The sequence below is a fragment of the Belliella marina genome, assembly GCF_042682445.1.
GTDB lineage: Bacteria > Bacteroidota > Bacteroidia > Cytophagales > Cyclobacteriaceae > Belliella > Belliella marina.
In genome coordinates this window covers 234,995-255,592 of sequence record NZ_JBHUHR010000001.1, presented here as the reverse complement: position 1 = coordinate 255,592, position 20,598 = coordinate 234,995, and the positions used below count along the sequence as shown (strand labels likewise).

At 40.1% G+C, this 20,598-nt stretch carries 18 protein-coding genes; 10 read left to right on the top strand and 8 right to left on the bottom strand.

All coding sequences use genetic code 11. The features are described from left to right. Positions 1-15: 15 nt before the first annotated feature. The 3 genes from scpA to pafA all read right to left on the bottom strand — a co-directional run bounded on the left by scpA (position 16) and on the right by pafA (position 5,709). Complete coding sequence (gene scpA / locus ACFSKL_RS01030) at positions 16-2,142, bottom strand: methylmalonyl-CoA mutase (protein ID WP_376882560.1); 2,127 nt, start codon at positions 2,140-2,142, stop codon at positions 16-18. Then, positions 2,139-3,563 (bottom strand): methylmalonyl-CoA mutase family protein, encoded by a 1,425-nt coding sequence (locus tag ACFSKL_RS01025; protein ID WP_376882557.1) that lies wholly within the window; start codon positions 3,561-3,563, stop codon positions 2,139-2,141. Before ACFSKL_RS01025 ends, scpA begins: the two co-directional genes overlap by 4 nt. A gap of 520 nt (positions 3,564-4,083) precedes the next feature. After that, positions 4,084-5,709: an alkaline phosphatase PafA gene (pafA, locus tag ACFSKL_RS01020; RefSeq protein ID WP_376882555.1), complete on the bottom strand. Its 1,626-nt coding sequence runs from the start codon at positions 5,707-5,709 to the stop codon at positions 4,084-4,086. A gap of 132 nt (positions 5,710-5,841) precedes the next feature. Here pafA and ACFSKL_RS01015 point away from each other — a divergent pair, with 132 nt between their 5' ends. Both ACFSKL_RS01015 and ACFSKL_RS01010 read left to right on the top strand, forming a co-directional pair. Next, positions 5,842-6,054: a hypothetical protein gene (locus tag ACFSKL_RS01015; protein ID WP_376882552.1), complete on the top strand. Its 213-nt coding sequence runs from the start codon at positions 5,842-5,844 to the stop codon at positions 6,052-6,054. Between the two features lie 67 nt (positions 6,055-6,121). Further along, entirely contained in the window at positions 6,122-7,534 is a 1,413-nt protein-coding gene (locus ACFSKL_RS01010; RefSeq protein WP_376882549.1) for an aminopeptidase P N-terminal domain-containing protein, read from the top strand. Positions 7,535-7,731: 197 nt separating this feature from the next. Here the strand turns inward: ACFSKL_RS01010 and ACFSKL_RS01005 are convergent, their stop codons facing one another. Further along, positions 7,732-8,937: a glycoside hydrolase family 18 protein gene (locus ACFSKL_RS01005; protein ID WP_376882547.1), complete on the bottom strand. Its 1,206-nt coding sequence runs from the start codon at positions 8,935-8,937 to the stop codon at positions 7,732-7,734. Positions 8,938-9,518: 581 nt separating this feature from the next. Continuing rightward, a complete protein-coding gene (locus tag ACFSKL_RS01000) occupies positions 9,519-10,127 on the bottom strand; it encodes a carboxypeptidase-like regulatory domain-containing protein (RefSeq protein ID WP_376882703.1) in 609 nt (202 codons plus the stop codon). Positions 10,128-10,295: 168 nt separating this feature from the next. On the opposite strand from ACFSKL_RS01000, the gene ACFSKL_RS00995 reads away from it, so the two are divergent. From ACFSKL_RS00995 to ACFSKL_RS00980, 4 genes are read left to right on the top strand one after another with little or no spacing between them, the layout of a single operon-like run. Further along, on the top strand, positions 10,296-10,679 hold the full coding sequence (locus tag ACFSKL_RS00995; protein WP_241410424.1) for an ArsR/SmtB family transcription factor: 384 nt from the start codon (positions 10,296-10,298) through the stop codon (positions 10,677-10,679). Positions 10,680-10,685: 6 nt separating this feature from the next. After that, positions 10,686-11,381, top strand: a complete 696-nt coding sequence (locus ACFSKL_RS00990; RefSeq protein ID WP_376882545.1) for a YjjG family noncanonical pyrimidine nucleotidase — start codon at positions 10,686-10,688, stop codon at positions 11,379-11,381. A 45-nt stretch (positions 11,382-11,426) separates the two neighbouring features. Then, on the top strand, positions 11,427-11,999 hold the full coding sequence (locus ACFSKL_RS00985; protein WP_376882542.1) for a hypothetical protein: 573 nt from the start codon (positions 11,427-11,429) through the stop codon (positions 11,997-11,999). A 12-nt stretch (positions 12,000-12,011) separates the two neighbouring features. Next, positions 12,012-12,620 (top strand): hypothetical protein, encoded by a 609-nt coding sequence (locus ACFSKL_RS00980; protein ID WP_376882540.1) that lies wholly within the window; start codon positions 12,012-12,014, stop codon positions 12,618-12,620. On the opposite strand, the gene ACFSKL_RS00975 is transcribed toward ACFSKL_RS00980, so the two are convergent. After that, complete coding sequence (locus ACFSKL_RS00975; protein ID WP_376882538.1) at positions 12,617-13,111, bottom strand: hypothetical protein; 495 nt, start codon at positions 13,109-13,111, stop codon at positions 12,617-12,619. The genes ACFSKL_RS00980 and ACFSKL_RS00975 overlap by 4 nt on opposite strands. Positions 13,112-13,303: 192 nt before the next feature. On the opposite strand from ACFSKL_RS00975, the gene pruA reads away from it, so the two are divergent. From pruA to ACFSKL_RS00960, 3 genes are all read left to right on the top strand, one after another. Further along, positions 13,304-14,941, top strand: a complete 1,638-nt coding sequence (gene pruA / locus ACFSKL_RS00970) for an L-glutamate gamma-semialdehyde dehydrogenase (protein ID WP_376882536.1) — start codon at positions 13,304-13,306, stop codon at positions 14,939-14,941. Positions 14,942-15,465: 524 nt separating this feature from the next. After that, complete coding sequence (locus ACFSKL_RS00965; RefSeq protein WP_376882533.1) at positions 15,466-16,647, top strand: 6-bladed beta-propeller; 1,182 nt, start codon at positions 15,466-15,468, stop codon at positions 16,645-16,647. Beyond that, positions 16,644-17,762 (top strand): DUF4221 family protein, encoded by a 1,119-nt coding sequence (locus ACFSKL_RS00960; RefSeq protein ID WP_376882531.1) that lies wholly within the window; start codon positions 16,644-16,646, stop codon positions 17,760-17,762. The genes ACFSKL_RS00965 and ACFSKL_RS00960 overlap by 4 nt, the downstream gene beginning before the upstream one ends. Before the next feature lie 13 nt (positions 17,763-17,775). Here ACFSKL_RS00960 and ACFSKL_RS00955 read toward each other — a convergent pair whose 3' ends face one another. After that, complete coding sequence (locus ACFSKL_RS00955; protein WP_376882528.1) at positions 17,776-18,795, bottom strand: formylglycine-generating enzyme family protein; 1,020 nt, start codon at positions 18,793-18,795, stop codon at positions 17,776-17,778. A 369-nt stretch (positions 18,796-19,164) separates the two neighbouring features. Between ACFSKL_RS00955 and ACFSKL_RS00950 the strand changes: the two genes are divergently transcribed. After that, positions 19,165-19,911: an NIPSNAP family protein gene (locus ACFSKL_RS00950; RefSeq protein ID WP_376882526.1), complete on the top strand. Its 747-nt coding sequence runs from the start codon at positions 19,165-19,167 to the stop codon at positions 19,909-19,911. A gap of 158 nt (positions 19,912-20,069) precedes the next feature. On the opposite strand, the gene ACFSKL_RS00945 is transcribed toward ACFSKL_RS00950, so the two are convergent. Beyond that, positions 20,070-20,432 (bottom strand): hypothetical protein, encoded by a 363-nt coding sequence (locus tag ACFSKL_RS00945; protein WP_376882523.1) that lies wholly within the window; start codon positions 20,430-20,432, stop codon positions 20,070-20,072. Between the last annotated feature and the right edge of the window lie 166 nt (positions 20,433-20,598).

Below are 20,598 nucleotides of genomic sequence, written 5' to 3'. Positions count from 1 at the left end.
AGAAAGGTTGAATGATCAACCTTCCGTTAATTTATTTAAAATTTCAATTGCCGCCTTTGGCAAAACCGTACCTGGACCAAAAACTGCGGAAACCCCAGCCTCAAACAGAAAATCATAATCCCTGGGTGGGATCACCCCTCCTGCAATGACCATGATATCATCTCTCCCCAATTTTTTCAATTCTGCGATAAGCGCTGGCACCAATGTCTTGTGTCCTGCAGCCAAAGATGATGCACCTACAATATGGACATCATTTTCTACAGCCTGTTGAGCCACTTCTTCGGGTGTCTGGAACAATGGTCCTATATCCACATCAAAACCTAAATCGGCAAAGCCTGTAGCGATCACCTTTGCACCACGGTCGTGGCCATCCTGCCCCATTTTCGCAACCATTATCCTCGGTCTCCGACCTTCCAGTTTTGCGAATTCATCTGCCAATTCCTTGGCTTTGATAAAACTCTCATCCTGCTTGGCTTCACCGGAATAAATCCCGGAGATTGACTTGATTGTAGCTTTATGTCTTCCAAATGCTGCTTCCATTGCATCAGATATTTCTCCTAAGGTAGCTCTTTTTCTGGCGGCATCCACTGCCAATTCGAGTAAATTCCCCTCTCCCGTTTTTGCGGAATTTGTGATTGCCAACAAAGCTGCTTTTACATCTTCCTGGTTCCTTTCATCCTTCAACTTCTCCAACCTGGCAATCTGGGACTTCCTAACCGAATCATTGTCCACTTCCCTGATATCAAAATCCGATTTCTCTGATGTCTGATACCTATTTACACCGACGATGACATCTCTACCACTATCTATTCTCGCCTGTTTTCTTGCCGCTGCTTCCTCTATCCGCATTTTGGGGATGCCTGCCTCGATTGCCTTGGCCATCCCTCCCAGCGCCTCCACTTCCTCTATCAGCCCCCATGCACTCTTCACCAACTGGTCTGTCAAATACTCAACATAATAAGATCCTCCCCAGGGATCTACCACCCTCGTGATTTCAGTTTCATCTTGTAGGTACAGCTGAGTGTTCCTGGCGATTCTTGCAGAAAAATCAGTCGGTAGGGCTATTGCTTCGTCAAATGAATTGGTATGCAAAGATTGGGTATGCCCAAGTGCCGCCGCCAGTGCTTCCACTGCGGTTCTGGCTACATTGTTCATCGCATCCTGCTCTGTAAGTGACCAGCCACTTGTCTGGCAATGCGTCCTCAATGCCAGTGACTTGTCATTTTTTGGATTGAACTGCTTCACTATTTTGGACCAAAGCAATCTTCCTGCGCGCATTTTAGCGATTTCCATAAAATGGTTCATCCCAATAGCCCAGAAAAATGAAAGCCTTGGTGCAAAATCATCGATATCCAATCCTGCCGCAACTCCAGTCCTCAAATATTCCAAACCATCGGCAAGGGTATATGCCAATTCCAAATCTGCTGTAGCCCCCGCTTCCTGCATGTGATACCCGGATATCGAAATTGAATTGAACTTCGGCATTTTCCTGGAAGTATATTCAAAAATATCCGCAATAATCCTCATGGAGGGCAAAGGCGGATAGATATAGGTATTCCGGACCATAAACTCCTTCAGAATATCATTTTGGATAGTTCCGCTAAGCTGTTCTGGTTTTACACCCTGCTCCTCTGCCGCCACAATATAAAATGCCATCACAGGGATCACCGCTCCATTCATTGTCATCGAGACTGACATCTGATCCAGTGGTATCTGATCAAAAAGCACTTTCATGTCCAACACCGAATCGATCGCCACTCCCGCCTTTCCTACATCTCCCACCACACGGGGGTGATCCGAATCATATCCCCTGTGGGTAGCCAAATCAAAAGCCACTGACAGCCCTTTTTGTCCTGCTTTCAGGTTTTTCCTGTAAAAGGCATTAGACTCCTCAGCAGTCGAAAAACCCGCATATTGGCGAATAGTCCATGGGCGCATCACATACATGGTGCTGTAGGGTCCCCTCAGAAAGGGAGCAATACCTGCCGCAAAGCCCAAGTGTTCTGCTTCCTCCAAATCTTTTTCTTGGATCATGGCAGGAACGTCAATTTTCTCCGCCGTATCCCACAAGTAACCTTTCCAATCTTCTTGTTGGAAGCCCGACTTGCCCTCAAGCTTCATTTGTTTCAAATCTGGTCTCATGGCATACTTGGGTCTACAAATTCACTCAAACAACTCTCTCTGCTTATTTTCAACTGTTCAATTGACTCATTGTTTTCAGCTTCTGAAGACAGCACTGCATTCTCCTTGCCACTCAAATATCTATTCACCCCAACTTTCACTTTCTTCCCTTCCATGACCATTTGCTGTCTGTATTTTCTGGTTTCCTTTATTTCTGCCTGAAGTAGGTTTTTGCCGACAGCATCCCACCATCCTCCCAAATCCTCTATTTCGACAAGCCTATTTTGTACTTTTTCAAATATTTCCCCGATCAATTTTTCCAAGAAATACGATCCTGCTACAGGATCCAATACCCGATCAAAATAGCTTTCTTCCTTGAGTATATTTGATATATTTCTTGACATGCGTAGGGAAAACCCACTGGGTTCATGACCAACTACATCGTGTCTCAATACTTCCAAGGCATTGCAACCACCCAATATCGCAGACATGGCTTCCGTGGTGTTTCTCAACATATTTGTCTGGAGATCGACCCCGGATTTTGACCAAAAGCCCGTCTGTACATAAATAAAAATCTCCTCTGGATTTATTGCCAACTGATAAAGCGAAGCAAGTTTTTGAAGCATAATCCTGATCAATTTCACTTTTGCGATTTCCATAAAATAATCAGCACCTACGGCTGTTTGGAAAATCAGGTTTCCGAACAGCTCTGAAGTATCTATTTTTTCGGAATTCAGGTCATCAATCAGATCAATCAAAAACCCTAGACTAAAAGCCAATTCCTGCACCACATTAGCCCCAGAGTTGTGATAATGGGAACTTTGGATGGTCAAGGATCTGAAATGTGGCAGTTCCTTCCCCATCCCAACTAGCTCTTTGCACACCCTACGCACTTCCTTTCTTTCGGTACTCCTTGTCAAAAATTGGACAGAACCATCCCAAATGACACCTCCAAAGACAGCTGAAAAACCATGACCTTCCGACATCAGCCATGACTTAAAATCTCCGAAAACTTGGATTGGGTTTTCTTTTGGTTCTAAAAATATCTGGATATATGAAGGCTGAACGCCTTTGAGTAAAATCGAAAAATCTACCAATCCTTTCAAATCCAACACAATACCATCCGCACCATTTTGGAGAGAATCCAAAATTACCACATTGCTTTCTTTTTCAGAATTGACTGAAATCCTAACAGTGTTTGACCAGACCCTTGCCTGGGATCCGGGCACTTCCGGTTTGGGGTTTATTTTATGGTGAAATTCCTTTAAACCTAGATACTCGGCAGTGTCTTCACGTGTATAGAATGGCTGTATTGCAAACCCTTCCAGCGATTGGGACACCAAAGTTTCTTCAAAATTCTTTCCTTTCAAATCTTTGATTGCCTGCGCAATCCAATCTTCCTTAGAAGTAGGTTCAAAATCATCTAACAATCTTTTTTTCATATGGTGATTTATATTTGGGCTATATGTTCAGATCGATTTCCATGTATGCTTTGTAGCCAACTACATGGAAATGCTCATCAGTGATAACCAAAAATAAGATTTTGAACCTTCAAAACCGAAACAAAACATTTTAAAAAACAATATTGGTCTGCAAAGGATACCTCAGACACCTTGAAGTTACCTAGGGATTGATGAACTGTTTATTTCCCACGAAGATGGCTGGGCGGCACCCCTGATTTTTGCAATCTAACAGATGAAGCAGAAAACTTATTGTCAATCAGCAAAAAGAGGCTTTAGCCCTGTCATCTTGGCAAAAAAAGTACGAAAACAATTGCCAGAGAGGCGTAGGCCTGATATTTTTTCATTCATGGAAACTCCATATTTGTATAATCCAAAACATCAAAACACACCCCACTGGCTTTTTATGGAACCTGATTAGACTCCAGATTTAAATTTTTATGATTCAGTCAGACTACTGTCACTTAATGATTCTATAAACATAGAATTTCTAATAAAACCCTCACTCCAAAATCTCCAAAATCGGTTGCCCTGTTGCCCCATTTGGAAGACGTGTCCCCAACATAATGGACAAAGTAGGGGCAATATCTGTTACAGTCACATACCTTGCGCTACTTCCTTTTTTTACATTCCAACCCATAAAAACAATCGGCACATGGGTATCATAGGTATAGCCAGTCCCATGGGTAGTCCCTTTGTAAGAACTGCTCAACCAAGCCGGTTCCAAAATCAATAACAAATCTCCCGAGGCTTTATGGTTGAAGCCCATTTGAAGCAGTGCTTTTTTGCCTTGGGTATATTCGATTTTTTTCATATCAGACGCCGTGTAAACCTCTTTGACACCTTCAAAACCCAATAAAAAATCAGCCAAGGCTCTTTGGATCTCTTCTATAGCTACTCCTTTTTCTTTTGCCAAGGCACGATTGAGAAATACCTGTTCATTGGAGAAATTCGAAATCCAATTGCCTTCCCCAAATTTCTCAGATGTAAAGCCCTTCATTTGGGTCAATATAAATCTGTTATTGAAATTTCCCGCCGGGACATTCTCGCTTTTCATATAATCGACTATATCAGCTACCGCATGGTCTGCCGTCAAGAAGACGAGGTATTCATCTTTTCCATACTCTTTGTCCAAGTATTCGAAGAATTTTTCCAGCTCTCTATCCAATCTAAGGTAATTATCCTCCAACTCCACTGATGTAGGTCCAAATCTGTGCCCGATATAGTCTGGGGAAGAAAAACTCATCGCCAACAAATCAGTCTCTCCATTCTTGCCCAGCTGCTCACCTTCCAAGGCAGCATAAGCCAAATCCAAGGTAAGGGAATTCCCAAAAGGTGTAGTGGAAATCAAACCATATTCCCCATTATCTTCCATCAAGGGTTTCAAATCATAAGGGAATGCTGTGTTATCCTTTCCGATGAATGGCCCTTCAAAATCATTGTCATCTGCTATACTCTGCCTGTAGGTTTCTATAGGAAATAAAGTTTCCCATTTCCCAGAGAGGTATTTTTCCGCTAGTTTCTTTTTGTTGAATGACTGCACCCAAGCTGGCAATTGATCATAATAATAGGTTGATGTCATAAATTCACCTGTTTTGCTATCAAACCAATAGGCATCACCCAAATGCCCTGCCGGCAAAGATGCACCCCTATCCTTGATGGCAATCCCAACCACTTTAGAACGCTTGTTGGAAGAAAACCTCAACTCATCCGAGATCGTTGTTGACAACATATTGCGAGGGGATATCTTTCCGTTTTCTTCAGTGCCACCAACAGCCATCACGGTACTGTCTTCCGCACAATAGATACTCCTGTCCAAGCTCCTCACATACCAGTTGTTTGCAATGATACCATGTGTCGCTGGGGTAGTACCAGTATAAACAGAAGCATGTCCAGGACCAGTAAAGGTCGGGATATAATTATAATGGGCATTTTTCATCATGTACCCATCATTCATCAACCTCTTGAATCCACCCTCAGAATACCGGTCTTGAAACTTATAAAAATACTCTTGCCTCATTTGATCAACCACTATTCCTACAATGAGTTTAGGCTTGGATCGTTCCTGTGCAAAAGTTGAAAAAGTAATCATCAATGCCAATAGATTGAATACGAAAATTTTTTTCATTATTTCATTATTTTATTTCTCCACAAATATAAGAATTCAAAGCAAACTGGGCATGGGCATTTTGTTAAATCACTTATCCAATATATCTATGCAGAGTATCAAAATGAAGACAAACTTGATATTATGTATTTCATGAAGGATGTAAATAAGAAAGTGACCAGTAAGAGACAAAATTCAGAAGAAAATTTAGAAGAAATTATCTTGGAAGGAATCTTAACCCACGAGCAAAAAGAATATAAGCCTGGGTCTCACTATCACGAAGGAGTATTTATCCCTGCCTCTTTGACAAGAAATGGAGAATGGAAAAGTGTGAACATTTTCAAAAATCAAGAACCCAAAATTTGACTAATGGTTTCCTATTTGTGAAAAATGAGCCGTATATTTCCTTTTCATTTTAGCACTTAAAAAAGCAATGCAAAGAAAATCTTTATACATCACGCTCTGTATTCTAATGTCACTTCTTGTCTTTTCTCCAAGCTTTGCACAGTCTTGGTTTGATGATGGTTTGAGCCCTGATTTCCATCAAGGAAGAAGGGATTTGTTAAGGGAAAAACTGCCTGAAAATGCCGTTGCCGTATTTTTCAACAACCCAATCAAAAACAGATCCAATGATACGGAATTCACTTACAGGCCAAATTCAGACTTTTACTACCTCACAGGTTTCAGGGAGCCAAATTCAGCTTTGGTCGTATTCCAGACACCCCAGCTGATAGACGGAAAGGAAGTCAATGAAATAATATTTGTCCAAAACCGTGACCCTAGAACTGAACAATGGGAAGGTGAAAGATTGGGTATAGATGGTGTCAAAGAGAAATTGGGCTTCAAATCCGTCTATTTGAATACTGATTTTCTGAAAAACCCGAAAATAGATTTTTCCAAATTTGACCAGACGCTTTCGTTCAACCTCACCGAGATCGAAGGGGGAAGACATAATGCCCCTCTCAATGCAATGATTGAATCATTGAAAGCAGTCAACAACAGCCCTGCCAGGCCAGCTGACCAAGCGCTCAACCAGATCATGAACCAAATGCGGGCAATCAAAACTCCAGAAGAACTTGTGCTTCTAAAAAAAGCCATCGAAATATCCGGACATGGCCACATTGAGTCTTTCAAATCGATCAAACCGGGAGTATCCGAAAGGGCGATCCAAGGTGTTCATGAATTTGTACATAAGGCATATGGCGCAGAATACATTGGCTATGGATCTATTGCCGGAGCAGGAAACAACAGCACCATATTGCATTATATAGACAACAGTGTCAGAGATTTGCAAGAGGGGGTATTACTGATGGACATTGGAGCCGAATACAGAGGGTATTCTGGGGACATTACCCGTACAGTACCTGTAAAAGGCAAATTCTCAAAAGAAGAAAAAGCCATATATGAAATTGTCTTAAGAGCATTGGAAGCAAGTACAAAAGCAAGCAAGCCTGGCTCAAGCTTTCAGGAAATAGGGGCTATATCCAAAGATATTATTGACAAAGGCTTGGCGGATTTGGGGATTATCAAAGCCGGTGCAAGACATCCCTATTTCCCCCATGGAATTGGGCATCACTTGGGCCTTGATGTTCATGACAGAGGCGGATATGGATCGTTTGAACCGGGAATGGTCTTTACCATCGAGCCGGGAATCTATATCCCAAATGGTTCTGATTGTGATCAAAAATGGTGGGGAATCGGCATAAGAATCGAAGACAATATCCTTATCACAGAAAATGGATATGAAAACCTGAGTGAATTTGTCCCTAGAACCGTGGCGGACATAGAGAAAACCATGAAAGAAGAAGGCATCCTCCAGAAATTGATGAACTCCAAAAAAAGGTAATATTAAGCTAGCCCTTCCAGGATTTAGAACTCTTGAAGGGCTAGCTTCTTTAAAAGATAAGACATCAGGACTATGCCACTCTGCTGATTATTTTCGTTCTTTTTACTTCCAATATGACTAGGTCAAAGCCCATTTTATACTGAAATTCCTGAAGGAGTCCTTTTTTTAATATCAGCAAGCATAAACACAATTCATCATTACTGCGCCGCCTTATAGATCGCATCGAGCAAACTCCCTTCCTGCTTCGTATCATTGCCCAATTCCCAGAACATGATGCCACCGATTCCTTTTTCCTTGGCATATTTTGTTTTCAATGCCACTGAAACCGTGTCATCATAGGATACCAATAAACTTTCTTTGGAATTGTACATATAGGGTGCTTTGGCTTTTTCATCCCAGAAGCGGTGAAAGTTGGAGTCTTGTTCGTACTTTTCCCGGATTTGATGGTAGGCCATCCACCCAATATGAAGCCCTTCACTTAGCTGATACAAACCATTGTTGACTGGAGGCACACCTTTCCAAACCCTGCCATAAAAAGCCGCCCCTATCACGATCTGCCTGGGGTCTACACCTTCCCCTATCAAAAAATCAACAATCTTCTCCACGGAACGTGGATCTGGGTCAAGATTCTCACCTTCTTGGTATAGACTATCCAAGTGCGCATGAAAAGGAGTCTCTTGAATATCTTCACTAGCCACATTCCCCAACGGGGTATGATGTCCTGTATATATAGACACCCCAGAGACCTGATCGTAGGTCATCACATTGGTATAGTCTGCATACTTCATCACCTCATTCACTTCGATAAAATCATAATATCGCTTCCAGCCTGCCGATGCGAAAGTCAGCACTTTGTGGGAATCAAAGGTGTCCAGCATTTCACGTAAACCCTTCATCAGGGCCGTGAAGTTTTGCGTATCTTCCTCACGCGCCATGGTACCATCGCCGGATATCCCCGGATACTCCCAATCCATATCCATACCATCAAGCTGATATTTTTCTATAAATTCCTTAGAACTTTGGATGAATTTTGCACGACTTTCTTCTGTAAGTGCCATATCCGAAAAGCCATCAGCACCCCAACCCCCACATGCGATCATTACTTTCAGGTCAGGATTACGTGTTTTTTGCTTGACAAGTGCTTCAAGCATTGGCCCAGCCATTTCTTCATTCCCAAATTTCATCTCTCCATCTATGAGGTTGGAGAATGAATATATGATATGGGTGAGTTTTTCTACCGGTATCTCCTCTTGCCGAAACTCCCTCTCTGGAACATAATATGCCATAATCACTGGAGCTGAAGCCTCTTTGCTTTCTTCAACATGCTCTTTGGAGGCCTGCGAACAACCCAAAGTAAAGATAAGTAACAATAGTTGCGATAAGATTGTGGTATTCAAGTTCAATGTTTCCCAGTTTTGTGTTAACAAAAATTTTTAATCAAGAATTTGCACTTAATGTAAATTTTACAACAAGGTAGTAAAACCTAACTGTATCACCTTACAGGTAAATCAAAAAATCCTTGAATTTCTATAAGCGGGAATAGGCTGGAATGGGAGGAAGCAAAATGTATATAAAAAAGTTGTTTTGGATTAATGGGACATGAAATCCGACTGGAATGTCCGGCACCCTTGGCTTTGGTCCTTTTGGGATTTGATTTTATTTAAAAGTATTGGAACATATCCCAATGTCACGTCCTGATTTTACTTGACACTTTCTCTTAATGTTCTACTTTTGTTTTCAATCTTCTTAAATGCCTCTTAGTCCAAGTAAAAAGATCTTTGCTGTCGTAGAGGTGACTTGGTGGTCATTTCGAATTTATCTCACTTTAGGGAGGCGTAGAGCCTGTCCCTCAGAATTGCGGAAAGAAATCTCGAACTGAAATTTATAGAAACTATTCATTTTTCCACTTCTTTGTACAAAGGCGAGACAGGTGACATGGTCGTAGATCTCTCGTTTCTCGCTTCTAGTCTCTCTCCCACTCCAACTAGTCTTTCTTCTTCAGATCTCCCCTCTTGATGGATTGGATAAATTGTGACCAGGCGAATGGATCCAGCAATCTGAATGGCCTAGGGCCATGGCGGTCTTGGATTTGCATGATTTGACCTTGTTGGAATCCTCTGAAATTCTCATTTCCGGAAGCTGGCATATTTTCCGCCCATCTCAACAACGTCTCAGGACTCATGTTTCCACGGGAATCTATTGCCATCGGTGCTTCATAGTTCATTGCCAAAACCGCGTTTTTGAACTCCTCTTCGGTAGGGTAAGGCATCACTTCTATTTCAGCCAAAGCAATCTCATCCTCCTGCATGGTAAGGATCAAACTGATCTTGTCATCCTTCATATCTGTAGGGATTTTGAAATTCTGCTTTTTCAAACCTATAAAGGTGAATACAACGGAATCCCCCTCCAAAACAGGCATTGAAAAATAACCAAATCTTCCAGAAGTAGTTCCCCTTCCTTTTTTTGGCACATAAATATTCACTCCCGGCACAGCATCTGTACTATCTGCATTGAGGATAATTCCGGAAAGTTGAATCACCTTTCTTTCCTTCTGATCCTGGGCATGTAGTCTCTGTAAACCCGAAGCCAAAATAACGAAAAATACAAAAACGGCTATATGTTGGATTTTTGGTCTCAATTTATTTGATTTTATTTTTATTTACGGCTAAGAAAAGCCTATGTTTAAACCACGATATAATTATAGGCTATTTTCGGGGTTTTTACTTAATAAGTAACCCGATTTCTTCGTTAAAAGTTATTAATGAGACTAAAAAACATTAGTTTGAGCTATGGAATGCGCATCTTTAAAGCCCTTTCAGAGGAGCCTAGAGTGCGAATCATACATCTTTTGATCCAAAACAAAGAATTATCGATCTCTGATCTAGAGCATATCCTTGATTTCACACAGACCAAGACCAGCAGACATCTCATCTATTTGAAAAATGCGGGCTTGGTAGGCAGCCGTAGGGTTGACCAGTGGACTTTTTATTACATTTTGGAAGAGGCAATTGAAATCATTAACCAGATTTTTAAGTTTATACAAAAGGACATCAACTTGATCAAAGATCAGGAAGTCTACGAAATACTTCATTCCAACAGGGAGTTGGCCATCAACAAAATCCAAAACAATCCCTACCGTAAATAAAATTCAGTGAAAAAATACAAACATCTATTCTTTGATCTTGACCATACGCTTTGGGATTATGATCGCAATGTCCAAGAATCACTGACTGAGCTGCATGATATCCACAAGCTGCACGGACTTGGGATAAGGGACGCCGAATCACTGATCAAGGCTTTTTACAATGTGAATTTCAAATTATGGGAAATGTATGATGTGGGAAAAATTGACAGAGACAGCCTACGTACTTCCCGCTTCAAGCTGGTTTTCGAAAATGCCGGAGCCGATCCACAGCATGTCCCAGAACTGCTAGAGCCTGATTTCATGCACAGAACCTCATCCAAACGCTATCTCCTACCCTACACTTTGGAGATTTTGGATTATCTGAAACCAAAATACCCCATGCACATCATCACCAATGGTTTCGATGAAAGCCAAGCCAAGAAGCTGCATACTTCGGGTTTGAGGCCATACTTTGACCTGATAGTCACGTCAGAGACCACGGGGCACAAAAAACCGGATGCAAGGATCTTCCAATATGCCCTAGACAACCTTGGGATCAATAACCAAGATGTCGTGATGATAGGTGACAATCCCAACTCCGACATATTAGGTGCGATCAATGCTAATATCGATCAGGTGTACTTTGATCCACATGGCAAAGGGATAGAAGTCAAACCTACCTATATGATCAAGCATTTGAAAGAATTGGAGGGGCTACTGTGATTATATCAAAGTAGCCAATAGTTTTGTTGAACTTTTGGATAAACTATGAAAAAACAAATTTTAATCTTCTTCTTTTTCATCTCTTCATTTTCAGTTTTCGGACAACATTACGAAATAGGAATTCACGGAGGTACTTTCACGCCGATTGATTTCTGGTATTATGTAGATGGGAAAATCGGTGTAAATGCTGGATTAAAGTTCAATTATCATTTCAATGAAAAACTCACTCTTTCTTCCAATTATTTCCATGGAAACTTTCGCTTTTCTCCAGCTAGAGCAGAAGAAAGAATCAATGGTCAACGAGTTGGAAGAGAAAGTTCAAGAGTCAGTTTCAACGCTGTTTCTTTTATTTTTCTGAGAAAATTCTCCCTTCAAAATGATTGGCAAATCCATGTAGGGACGGGAATAGGTTATTATCTGGAGCACTGGGAAGGAGAAAAGAATTATTTATCTGGAAAAAAGAACTATAAGAGAGATTTCACAATGCCAATAGAAATCAATTTCAATAAAGAAATTTACAACAATGTAATTTTAGGTATCAAATCAGGAGTCTTTCTAACTCCATTTTATGTTTTTGGAGGATTTCATTTGGGACCAGAAATAAGTTATAGATTTTAAATTTTGTCATTTATGAAAAGTATATTTTTAACATTTCTAGCAACCATTATGGGACTTGCTCAGGTGTCTGCACAAAAACTTGATTTTAATCTTGGGTTTGGTAGCTATCGTGTTCCGAATCAGATAAAATTTGAATTACCAAGGGCGGGTTTTAACATGAATTTTGGACTGATTTACCAAATAAGTAATAAATGGGAGATGGGCACATCAATTAATCATTCAGTTTTCAATTATGATAGAGCATCGCTTGCTGGAACTCCTGTGTCGTTGGGTACATTTGGAACATTAGGCAGAGTGAAATCTGATCACCTTTATTTCACATTTCGAAGAAAAGTTCTCTTACCATTTAGTCTGGAGAGTAGTTTTGGATTTGGAATCGGTGGGTATATAGAAAACAACGAATACTCAGTCCCCATAGCCTTTGACGAAGAAAAAAATTATTATAGAGGCATTTCTTGGAACAGAGATATTGAAACAGGCATCCTCTTCCCACTAACTTATGCTGTCAGAAAGGTTTTTGTAAATAAAGTTCACCTTGGTTTAGAAGGTGGTCTATTCTTCGACAAAAATCTAAATACAAGAGGGATTTATATCGGTCCAAAAGCTGGCATTTTTCTTTAAAAAGCATATCCAAGAGATAATTGAGGAAAGAACACCCCTTCTTCTCCCGTGAAAAAAGGAGTAAAACCTGCCCTTAGTACAAACCCTGACTCAGCAACTCTTCTATATCCAATAATCCCATTGAAATAGAAGGCACTTCCTGAAAATCTAGGATCGGAAGATGCAAAAGTTGAGTTGTAATGATTCACCAACAACAGTGTCCCCCCAAGTCCCAATTCCAAAAAATTCTTTTTATTCCCTATTAAATAATTGACTGCAATGGGAACCGTAGTTACTCTATATCCATCTATGGCGGTGTAGCCTAAACCTGCTTTCGCCCCCAGCCCATCTGACTGATCTCTGAACCTCCAATCATAATTAAAAGAATAAAACACTCCTGCCCCAAAGCCTTCAAGGTAAATTGCCTGCCTTTTTGGTTCAGTTTGACACAATCCAATTGCAGGGAAAATTATGGTCACCAATAAAGTCAGAAAGTAATTTTGAATTGACATGTGACAAAACTAAATAAACAAATCAAATAACAGCAATTTTCATTCAAGAGATAAAGACATTCCAATCCGTCTTTAACTATGTTTTGGACTTTCATAGTTGAAAACATATATAAAACCTATTGATAAAAAGGCATTCCAAGCCATATTCCTTATATTTGTCACATTCAGAAATCATATAAAATCCAAATAAATATGCTTAAAGGTTTTTTCAATGTACCGGCACCCAAAAACGAACCGGTAAAAGCTTATGCTCCGGGTTCCCCGGAAAGAATCGAGCTACAAAAAACACTCAAAGAATTTAGATCCAAAGAAGTAGATGTGCCTATGTATATCGGTTCTGAGGAAGTAAGAACAGGCAATAAAAAGCCCATGTCCCCTCCACATGACCATCAACATATACTTGGCTATTTCCATGAAGGTGATGCCTCACATGTAGATCAGGCGATCAATGCTGCCTTGGGAGCAAAAGAAGCGTGGGAATCCATGCAATGGGAACAAAGAGCTGCCATTTTCCTAAAGGCCGCAGATCTTCTTGCGGGACCATACAGAGCCAAAGTCAATGCAGCCACCATGCTTGGCCAATCCAAAAATGCGATGCAGGCAGAAATCGATGCTGCCTGTGAGTTCATTGATTTTTTGAGATTCAATGTACAGTATATGACTGAAATCTATGCTCAACAGCCACCTGTTTCGGGTGATGGGGTTTGGAATAGATTGGAACAAAGACCTTTGGAAGGTTTTGTATTTGCATTGACCCCATTCAACTTCACTGCTATCGCAGGTAATCTCCCTACTTCTGCTGCCATGATGGGCAACACGATCGTATGGAAGCCTGCATACACGCAGATCTATTCTGCCAAAGTATTGATGGATGTATTCAAAGAAGCCGGTGTGCCTGATGGCGTGATCAACTTGATCTATGTCGATGGCCCTACAGCTGGTGAAATCATTTTCAACCACCCTGATTTTGCCGGAATCCACTTCACAGGTTCCACTGGTGTGTTCCAGAATATCTGGAAAACAATCGGCAACAATATCTATAAATACAAATCATACCCAAGAATCGTAGGGGAAACCGGAGGTAAGGATTTCGTCCTGGCACATAAATCCGCCAATCCAAAAGCAGTTGCCGTAGGGCTTGGGAGAGGTGCATTTGAATTCCAAGGGCAAAAATGCTCTGCCGCTTCCAGGGCTTATATTCCAAGCAATATTTGGGATGATGTGAAAAAGTATCTTCTAGAGGACTTGGCTGACATGAAAATGGGGCCAACAGAAGACTTTACCAACTTCATCAATGCAGTCATCGATGAAAAGTCTTTTGACAAAATCGCCAAGTATATCACAGACGCAAAATCAGCTGAAGGCGTAGAAGTAATCGCCGGAGGAAATTTTGACAAGTCAAAAGGCTACTTTATCGAGCCAACAGTATTGGTAGTTACAGACCCTATGTACACGACCATGAAGGAAGAAATCTTCGGCCCGGTACTGACGATCTATGTGTACAATGCTGAACATTTCGAAACTGCCCTCGAATTGGTAGACCAGACATCGCCATACGCCTTGACTGGTGCCATATTCTCCACGGATAGGTATGCGGTCGAATTGGCTACCCAAAAATTGAGAAATGCAGCGGGCAACTTCTACATCAATGACAAACCTACAGGTGCAGTGGTAGGTCAGCAGCCATTTGGCGGAGCTAGAGCTTCCGGAACCAATGACAAAGCCGGATCAATGATCAACCTGCTCAGATGGGTGTCTCCAAGGACGATTAAGGAAACATTTGTTTCTCCAGTGGATTATAAATATCCATTCTTGGGGGAGGACAAATAGGGAAGTTAGAAGTTTGTGGCATCGAGAGATTTTGAGAGGTAGAGAGTGATATATGCTGCGCGATATACATAAATATAAGCCTTCGGCGATATATTTTGGTTCATGTGGTAATTAAAATAAAAAAATGTCAAGTTAAATCAGGATAAGACATTGAAAAGCTAGAAGCGAGACTTTAGACAAAGATTAAAAAAAGAAAACTTGTTTCAAATCTAATTTAAGCCAAAAGTCAAAAGCAAGAAGTTTCTGTCCTGAAAACAGGAAATCATGGTTTTAAACAATGTAGTTAAAAACCCCGAATGTGGTTCAACTTTGAATAGCCCCAGGTTTCAACCTGGGGATCAAGGTGAGTGATGGATTAGGCAACCCTGAAAGGGTTGAACTTAATGTTAGTTATAACCTATTTTGATAAATTCAAAATACCCTGAGGTTAATTTCTCAGGGTATTTTTTTTACCAAAACATTTTTAGTTTCTATCCAAAGCCCTTAATTTTAAAATTCCCTACCTCTCACAAAACCAAATAATCATGAGGCATTTTTACCAAATTCTAACTGTTTTTCTCTTTACCCTTAATCTTTCCTGTAGTTCCCCAAAAGAAGACCCAACCCGTTTTCAAGAATTGAAAATCACCGAATCTGACATCGCCCCTTTCGATGAGGTAGTCAACGAAATAGCATTTATCCCCTTTATTATTCCAGAAGAAAATCCATTGAAATTGAATACCCGCGATCCTAAATTGCTGGTCGAAGATTACATATACTTCTCAACAGGCAGTTTCGATGATGCTTCAATCCATGTTTTTGAGCATAATGGACAATACATTCAAACTTTCAAGAAGCAAGGTGATGGTCCAGAAGAATACCAATATATCCTTGGTTTGGATATGATTGATGGACATTTGGCGATTTGGGATCAAAAAGGCAATTTCAAATTTTATGACAAAGAAAGTTTTGACTTTGTTGGATCCAAATCATTAGCCAACACTGGCTTGAAATACATCTCCCAATATCAATACCTTGGAAACGAAAAGTGGATTTTGGTAAATGACTTCGCTGGTGAAGTTGATGAAAACAACTATTACAATGTATTCTATCTTTTGAACGAGAAAACAGAAGAATCAAAACCGCTTTCCGCTAAAACCAGAATCTTCACTTCCAACATTATTCAAGGACAAATTGCCGAATTATCGGACGACAGCTACATGCTCAATTTCGGTGGTTCAGACACACTTTTTCACTTCTCATCCGACAGTATCCAGCCATGGGTAAGGCTAAACCTTGCAGATAAAAATATACCTGAAGATGAAAAACTAAATCCTGAAAAACTCTATGAAAAAATTGTTTTCCAGCAAGCTTACAATTTTAACTTTGGTCAAATACTGTCAGGAGAGGATATCCTCAGGATAAGTATATTTGGAATAAAACACTCGGAAATAGTCGAAAACAACATCCATTCCATACCCGTCCAACATTTATACATTCAATATCCCAGCAAGGAATATACGATGACGAAATCTTTTGGAGCATTTGAGGGTAAAGGGTATTCCAACAATGGGTTTTTCTATGAAATCCTTCATACCGAAGATGTACAAAATTATCTGGATGATAATTATTTTGGGAAATATACAGAGCAACTTGAAGCTGCTGTTGAAAAACTAGTGGATAAAGAAGACCCAATTCTCCTAAGATACAACGTCAAAATAAGATGAAACATTTAAAAGACAACTCGTATGTAGCCTTTCTAATCTTCTTCATATTTGCTTGTTCATCTGATAAAAATCAGACAAAAAAGCTAATTGAAGGTGATCTGGTCAGTTTTGCCACTGATACAATTTACCTGGAAAAAGACTTAGAAACAAAATCCCTCCCCTTGGAATTCACTTACCATAAGGAAGGTGATAAGGAATTTCTACTCGGAATATCTGGCTTTAATCTACTGAAATATGAGTACCCTGCGGGAAACTTGGTTTCCAAAACCACCTTCGAAAAAGAAGGCCCAGATGGAATAGGGGGCTTTATAGCAGGGAATTTGATCTCTGAGGATGGAATATTCTTTATTTCCAATCAAAAGGAAATCACGCATACTGACTTTGAAGGCAAAGTCCTCAATCGCTATCCTTTACCAGAAACTCCAGAAGATAGATTGGCAGCAAACTTTAGCGCCAACCGTGGCAATAAAATATATTGGAATGGCGAAAAAGAAACACTGATGGTTACAGATGTACCATTTCTGCTCAAAGAAAAACTGATGAATTATAGAGATTGGGTTTGGGAATTTGACCTTAAAGAAAACACAAGAGATGTAGCTTTACAATTTACCTTCCCGAAGGAATACAATGATTATTTTGACGATCCTGAACTAGGTGTTTATTTTCATTTATTTTTGAAAAAGACCAATCAACATTTAGTAGCCTTTCCTGTGTCGGATTCTATTCTGGTTTTTAATGAAGGAAAGCCATCAAAAGTTTTTGCAGGAAGCAATTCCCAGTTAGAATTTAAGAAAGGAAAGACAGAAGCTCGAGGTGAATACACAGTGTTTTTGCCCAGTCTGGAAACCAGCCGGTATCAGTCGATGATGCATGACCCTTTTCAAGGTCTCATATTCAGACATCTGGTCATCGAACAGGGTAAAAATGAAAATAGTGTTTTTTCAAAAAATAGTTTTGTGCTTTTGGACGAGTCACTTACCAAAATCGGAGAAGTTAATTTTTCCAACAGAAAGATCAACAGTATGGGTTTCTATACCCCAAATGGATTTTATCTCAAAATGAAGGATCAGACTTCGGATGACGAAGAGGGATATATCAGATTCGAATTTCGGTAGCAAGAATTACCCCTTACTGAATGTCCTTTACACAGCGAAAGCCGATATGCGACATCCCTGTATCGTCGGCAGAACCTATTCTTGCGGAACTTCTGTAATTCATGCAATAATCCAAAGCACATAAATAAGACCCACCTTTCGTCACCCTTTTTGGGGTGAGTGGATCCATGGCATCAAAGCTTCGGTCTGCACCTTTGGGGTTTTCGATGATTCCCTCGCTTGCTCTTAGTTTGAAAGTATTGTCATGATACCAATCGGAAGTCCACTCCCAAACATTGCCAATCATATCGTACAATCCGAATGGATTTGCTTGATAACTTCCTACCGGAGCAGTAAGCTCAAATCCATCTTCAGAAGCATTCGCATTAGGGAATTGACCTTGAAAAGTATTCGCCATAAATTGACCATTGTGCGTCAAATCATTTCCCCATGAATATGCATTTCCGTTTTTTCCTCCTTGGGCGGCAAACTCCCACTCAGCCTCAGTTGGCAATCTTTTTCCTGCCCAATCACAGTAAGCCAAGGCATCTTCATAAGCTATATTGACTACTGGATGGTCCATTTTATCCTCGATGCTTGACTCAGGTCCCTGTGGATATTTCCAACTTGCCCCAACAATCCATGCCCACCACATATTGGGATCATAGACCGAAACAGGCTCAGCAGGTGGGGTAAAAACCAAAGCCCCAGGCTGAAAATAAGAATCGTCTGGCTTAGGAGTTCCCTTTGGCAACTGCTTCTTTAAATCCTCCCATTTCACTTCTCTTTCAGCTACCGTCACATAGCCCGTTTCCTCCACAAACTTACCAAACTGTGCATTGGTCACTTCAGTCTCATCCATGAAGAATGGGTTGACTCTTACTTGATGCGCTGGGCTTTCCTGCGGATATCCCAAACCGGAATCTACCCCCATGGTGAACTGTCCTCCAGGGATATATTTCATTCCGACGGGGATGATCATTTCATCCTTATGGTTGGCAGAATTGCAACCTATAGTAAAAAATAAGCCAATCAGATAAAATAAATATTTCATGGATTCCCATAATTTCGTTTGATGTCTAAAATTAAAGAAACATCTTTCTAAAGCAAATAGAGGTCCATAGAGTTTTCAACGGTTTATCTGGAAGAGATTTGTTTTGGAGACAAGTGATCCACCGCAAATTCAATCACCTATAAAAGCACTTAAAAACAAATTTAAGCACAGTTTTTGATTTGAAGCATTTTCATTGAATACATGCCTTCTTTTGTGCATTGGGCAAGAACAGGATTTTGAGTTCTTTCAATCACTGTATACCTACAGCCAACAGATTAAACCGACAGTAAAATATGTGAAAAAAATTTGTTCGATTTCGACCCAAATTTTCCCAAGAAATATATCCAAAAGTAAAACAATACACCTACGATGAAAATTTTAAAACATAGTCTATTCTTATTTTTAATTCTACTTACATTTTCCTTGTCAGCCCAAGATACTCGGTATTTTGAAATGCGTACTTATACAGCCCATGAAGGCAAAAGAGCAAAACTCGTCAGTAGGTTTGAAAACCATACTTTGGAGCTTTTTGAGAAAAATGGGATTGAGAACATCGCATATTTCGTCCCAACAGATCTTTCCGATTACACGATAACATTTATTTTGGCCTATCCTGATGAAGACTCCAGAGATATATTATGGGAAAAGTTCGTGAATGATCCTGAGTGGAAAAAAGTGCATAAAGACTCAGAAGCCGATGGTCCCCTAGTCGCCAATATAGAACAGACTTTCATGAAAATAGCCAATGACTTGAGTCCTGAAATAAGCAAACTCTCCAATAAAAAGAAAATATTTGAACTCAGAACTTACCATTTACACCCAGGAAAGGTAGAGGCAATCAATGCCAGGTTTAGGGATTATACCAGGGAGATTTTTTCAAGATATCGCATGACTAATGTCATGTATTGGTACACGGTGGAAAAAGATGGAAAACAACCTAAGTTGGTTTACCTTTTGGCACATAAAAATGAAAGGTGGGCAAAATACGCTTTCTCAAAATTTGGAGAGGATGCTGATTGGAATAAAGTCAGGGCAATTTCTGAGATGGACGGTCCAATTGTAGAAAAATTGGATTCAAAATACCTCATGACTTTGCCATTTTCTCCGATGAAGTAATTCATTGAGTCTGGAGTACGGATATATTCTCTATCTGGATTTATTGCATAAACCTTCCCGAAACAATAAAAAACAAGAATTAATCCCAACACTACTTTAGTGTTTTTCATTTTGAAAATTGCCAATCCAACCATAATCTAGTTTGTTTTACACATTGGTTAATCTTCTTCATCTACATCTTTGTGGAGATAGATTTGGTTTCCACACTCTATTCGATCTACTTCAATGGTTCTTCCGTCCTGACTTTTTGAGAAATACCTATATGTACCATCTTCTTCTGGGTCTTTTGCCCTGGAAATCGACCATAGCTTGGAGCTACCGTCTTCATCGAATATTCTGTAAGTAAACACGCCTGTCTTTTTGTTCCTTCTCAGATCCTGCTCGATCACATAGGAAGATTGGGTTCCCCCGGCATCTGTGTCTTTCAAATACACGGTACAAGAACCACCTACCTCTTCAAACTCTGTGCAAGACAGTGAAAAAAACAAAACAGATGCAATCAACCAAACAGACTTCTTCATTATCAATTCTTTTCTACTAATATATCAGGGCTACGCCCCTTTTCCAACATTTAATTCAATGAAATAAATTTTGACCTGAAAACATTCAAATCAGAATTGATCATAACCTGAGTTCGATTGTTATCACAAAGTCAAAATCAATAAAAATATCCAGTTACAAGGCAAT

Excerpts from the sequence above, each read along its gene's own strand:
- ACFSKL_RS00950 (WP_376882526.1), top strand. The coding sequence starts at position 19,165 with ATGAAAATTTTAAAACATAGTCTATTCTTATTTTTAATTCTACTTACA.
- ACFSKL_RS00995 (WP_241410424.1), top strand. The coding sequence starts at position 10,296 with ATGAGACTAAAAAACATTAGTTTGAGCTATGGAATGCGCATCTTTAAA.
- ACFSKL_RS00960 (WP_376882531.1), top strand. The coding sequence starts at position 16,644 with ATGAAACATTTAAAAGACAACTCGTATGTAGCCTTTCTAATCTTCTTC.
- ACFSKL_RS01015 (WP_376882552.1), top strand. The coding sequence starts at position 5,842 with ATGAAGGATGTAAATAAGAAAGTGACCAGTAAGAGACAAAATTCAGAA.
- ACFSKL_RS00980 (WP_376882540.1), top strand. The coding sequence starts at position 12,012 with ATGAAAAGTATATTTTTAACATTTCTAGCAACCATTATGGGACTTGCT.
- scpA (WP_376882560.1), bottom strand. The coding sequence starts at position 2,142 with ATGAGACCAGATTTGAAACAAATGAAGCTTGAGGGCAAGTCGGGCTTC.
- pafA (WP_376882555.1), bottom strand. The coding sequence starts at position 5,709 with ATGAAAAAAATTTTCGTATTCAATCTATTGGCATTGATGATTACTTTT.
- ACFSKL_RS01025 (WP_376882557.1), bottom strand. The coding sequence starts at position 3,563 with ATGAAAAAAAGATTGTTAGATGATTTTGAACCTACTTCTAAGGAAGAT.
- ACFSKL_RS00985 (WP_376882542.1), top strand. The coding sequence starts at position 11,427 with ATGAAAAAACAAATTTTAATCTTCTTCTTTTTCATCTCTTCATTTTCA.
- ACFSKL_RS00975 (WP_376882538.1), bottom strand. The coding sequence starts at position 13,111 with ATGTCAATTCAAAATTACTTTCTGACTTTATTGGTGACCATAATTTTC.
- ACFSKL_RS01010 (WP_376882549.1), top strand. The coding sequence starts at position 6,122 with ATGCAAAGAAAATCTTTATACATCACGCTCTGTATTCTAATGTCACTT.
- ACFSKL_RS00945 (WP_376882523.1), bottom strand. The coding sequence starts at position 20,432 with ATGAAGAAGTCTGTTTGGTTGATTGCATCTGTTTTGTTTTTTTCACTG.
- ACFSKL_RS00965 (WP_376882533.1), top strand. The coding sequence starts at position 15,466 with ATGAGGCATTTTTACCAAATTCTAACTGTTTTTCTCTTTACCCTTAAT.
- ACFSKL_RS00955 (WP_376882528.1), bottom strand. The coding sequence starts at position 18,795 with ATGAAATATTTATTTTATCTGATTGGCTTATTTTTTACTATAGGTTGC.
- pruA (WP_376882536.1), top strand. The coding sequence starts at position 13,304 with ATGCTTAAAGGTTTTTTCAATGTACCGGCACCCAAAAACGAACCGGTA.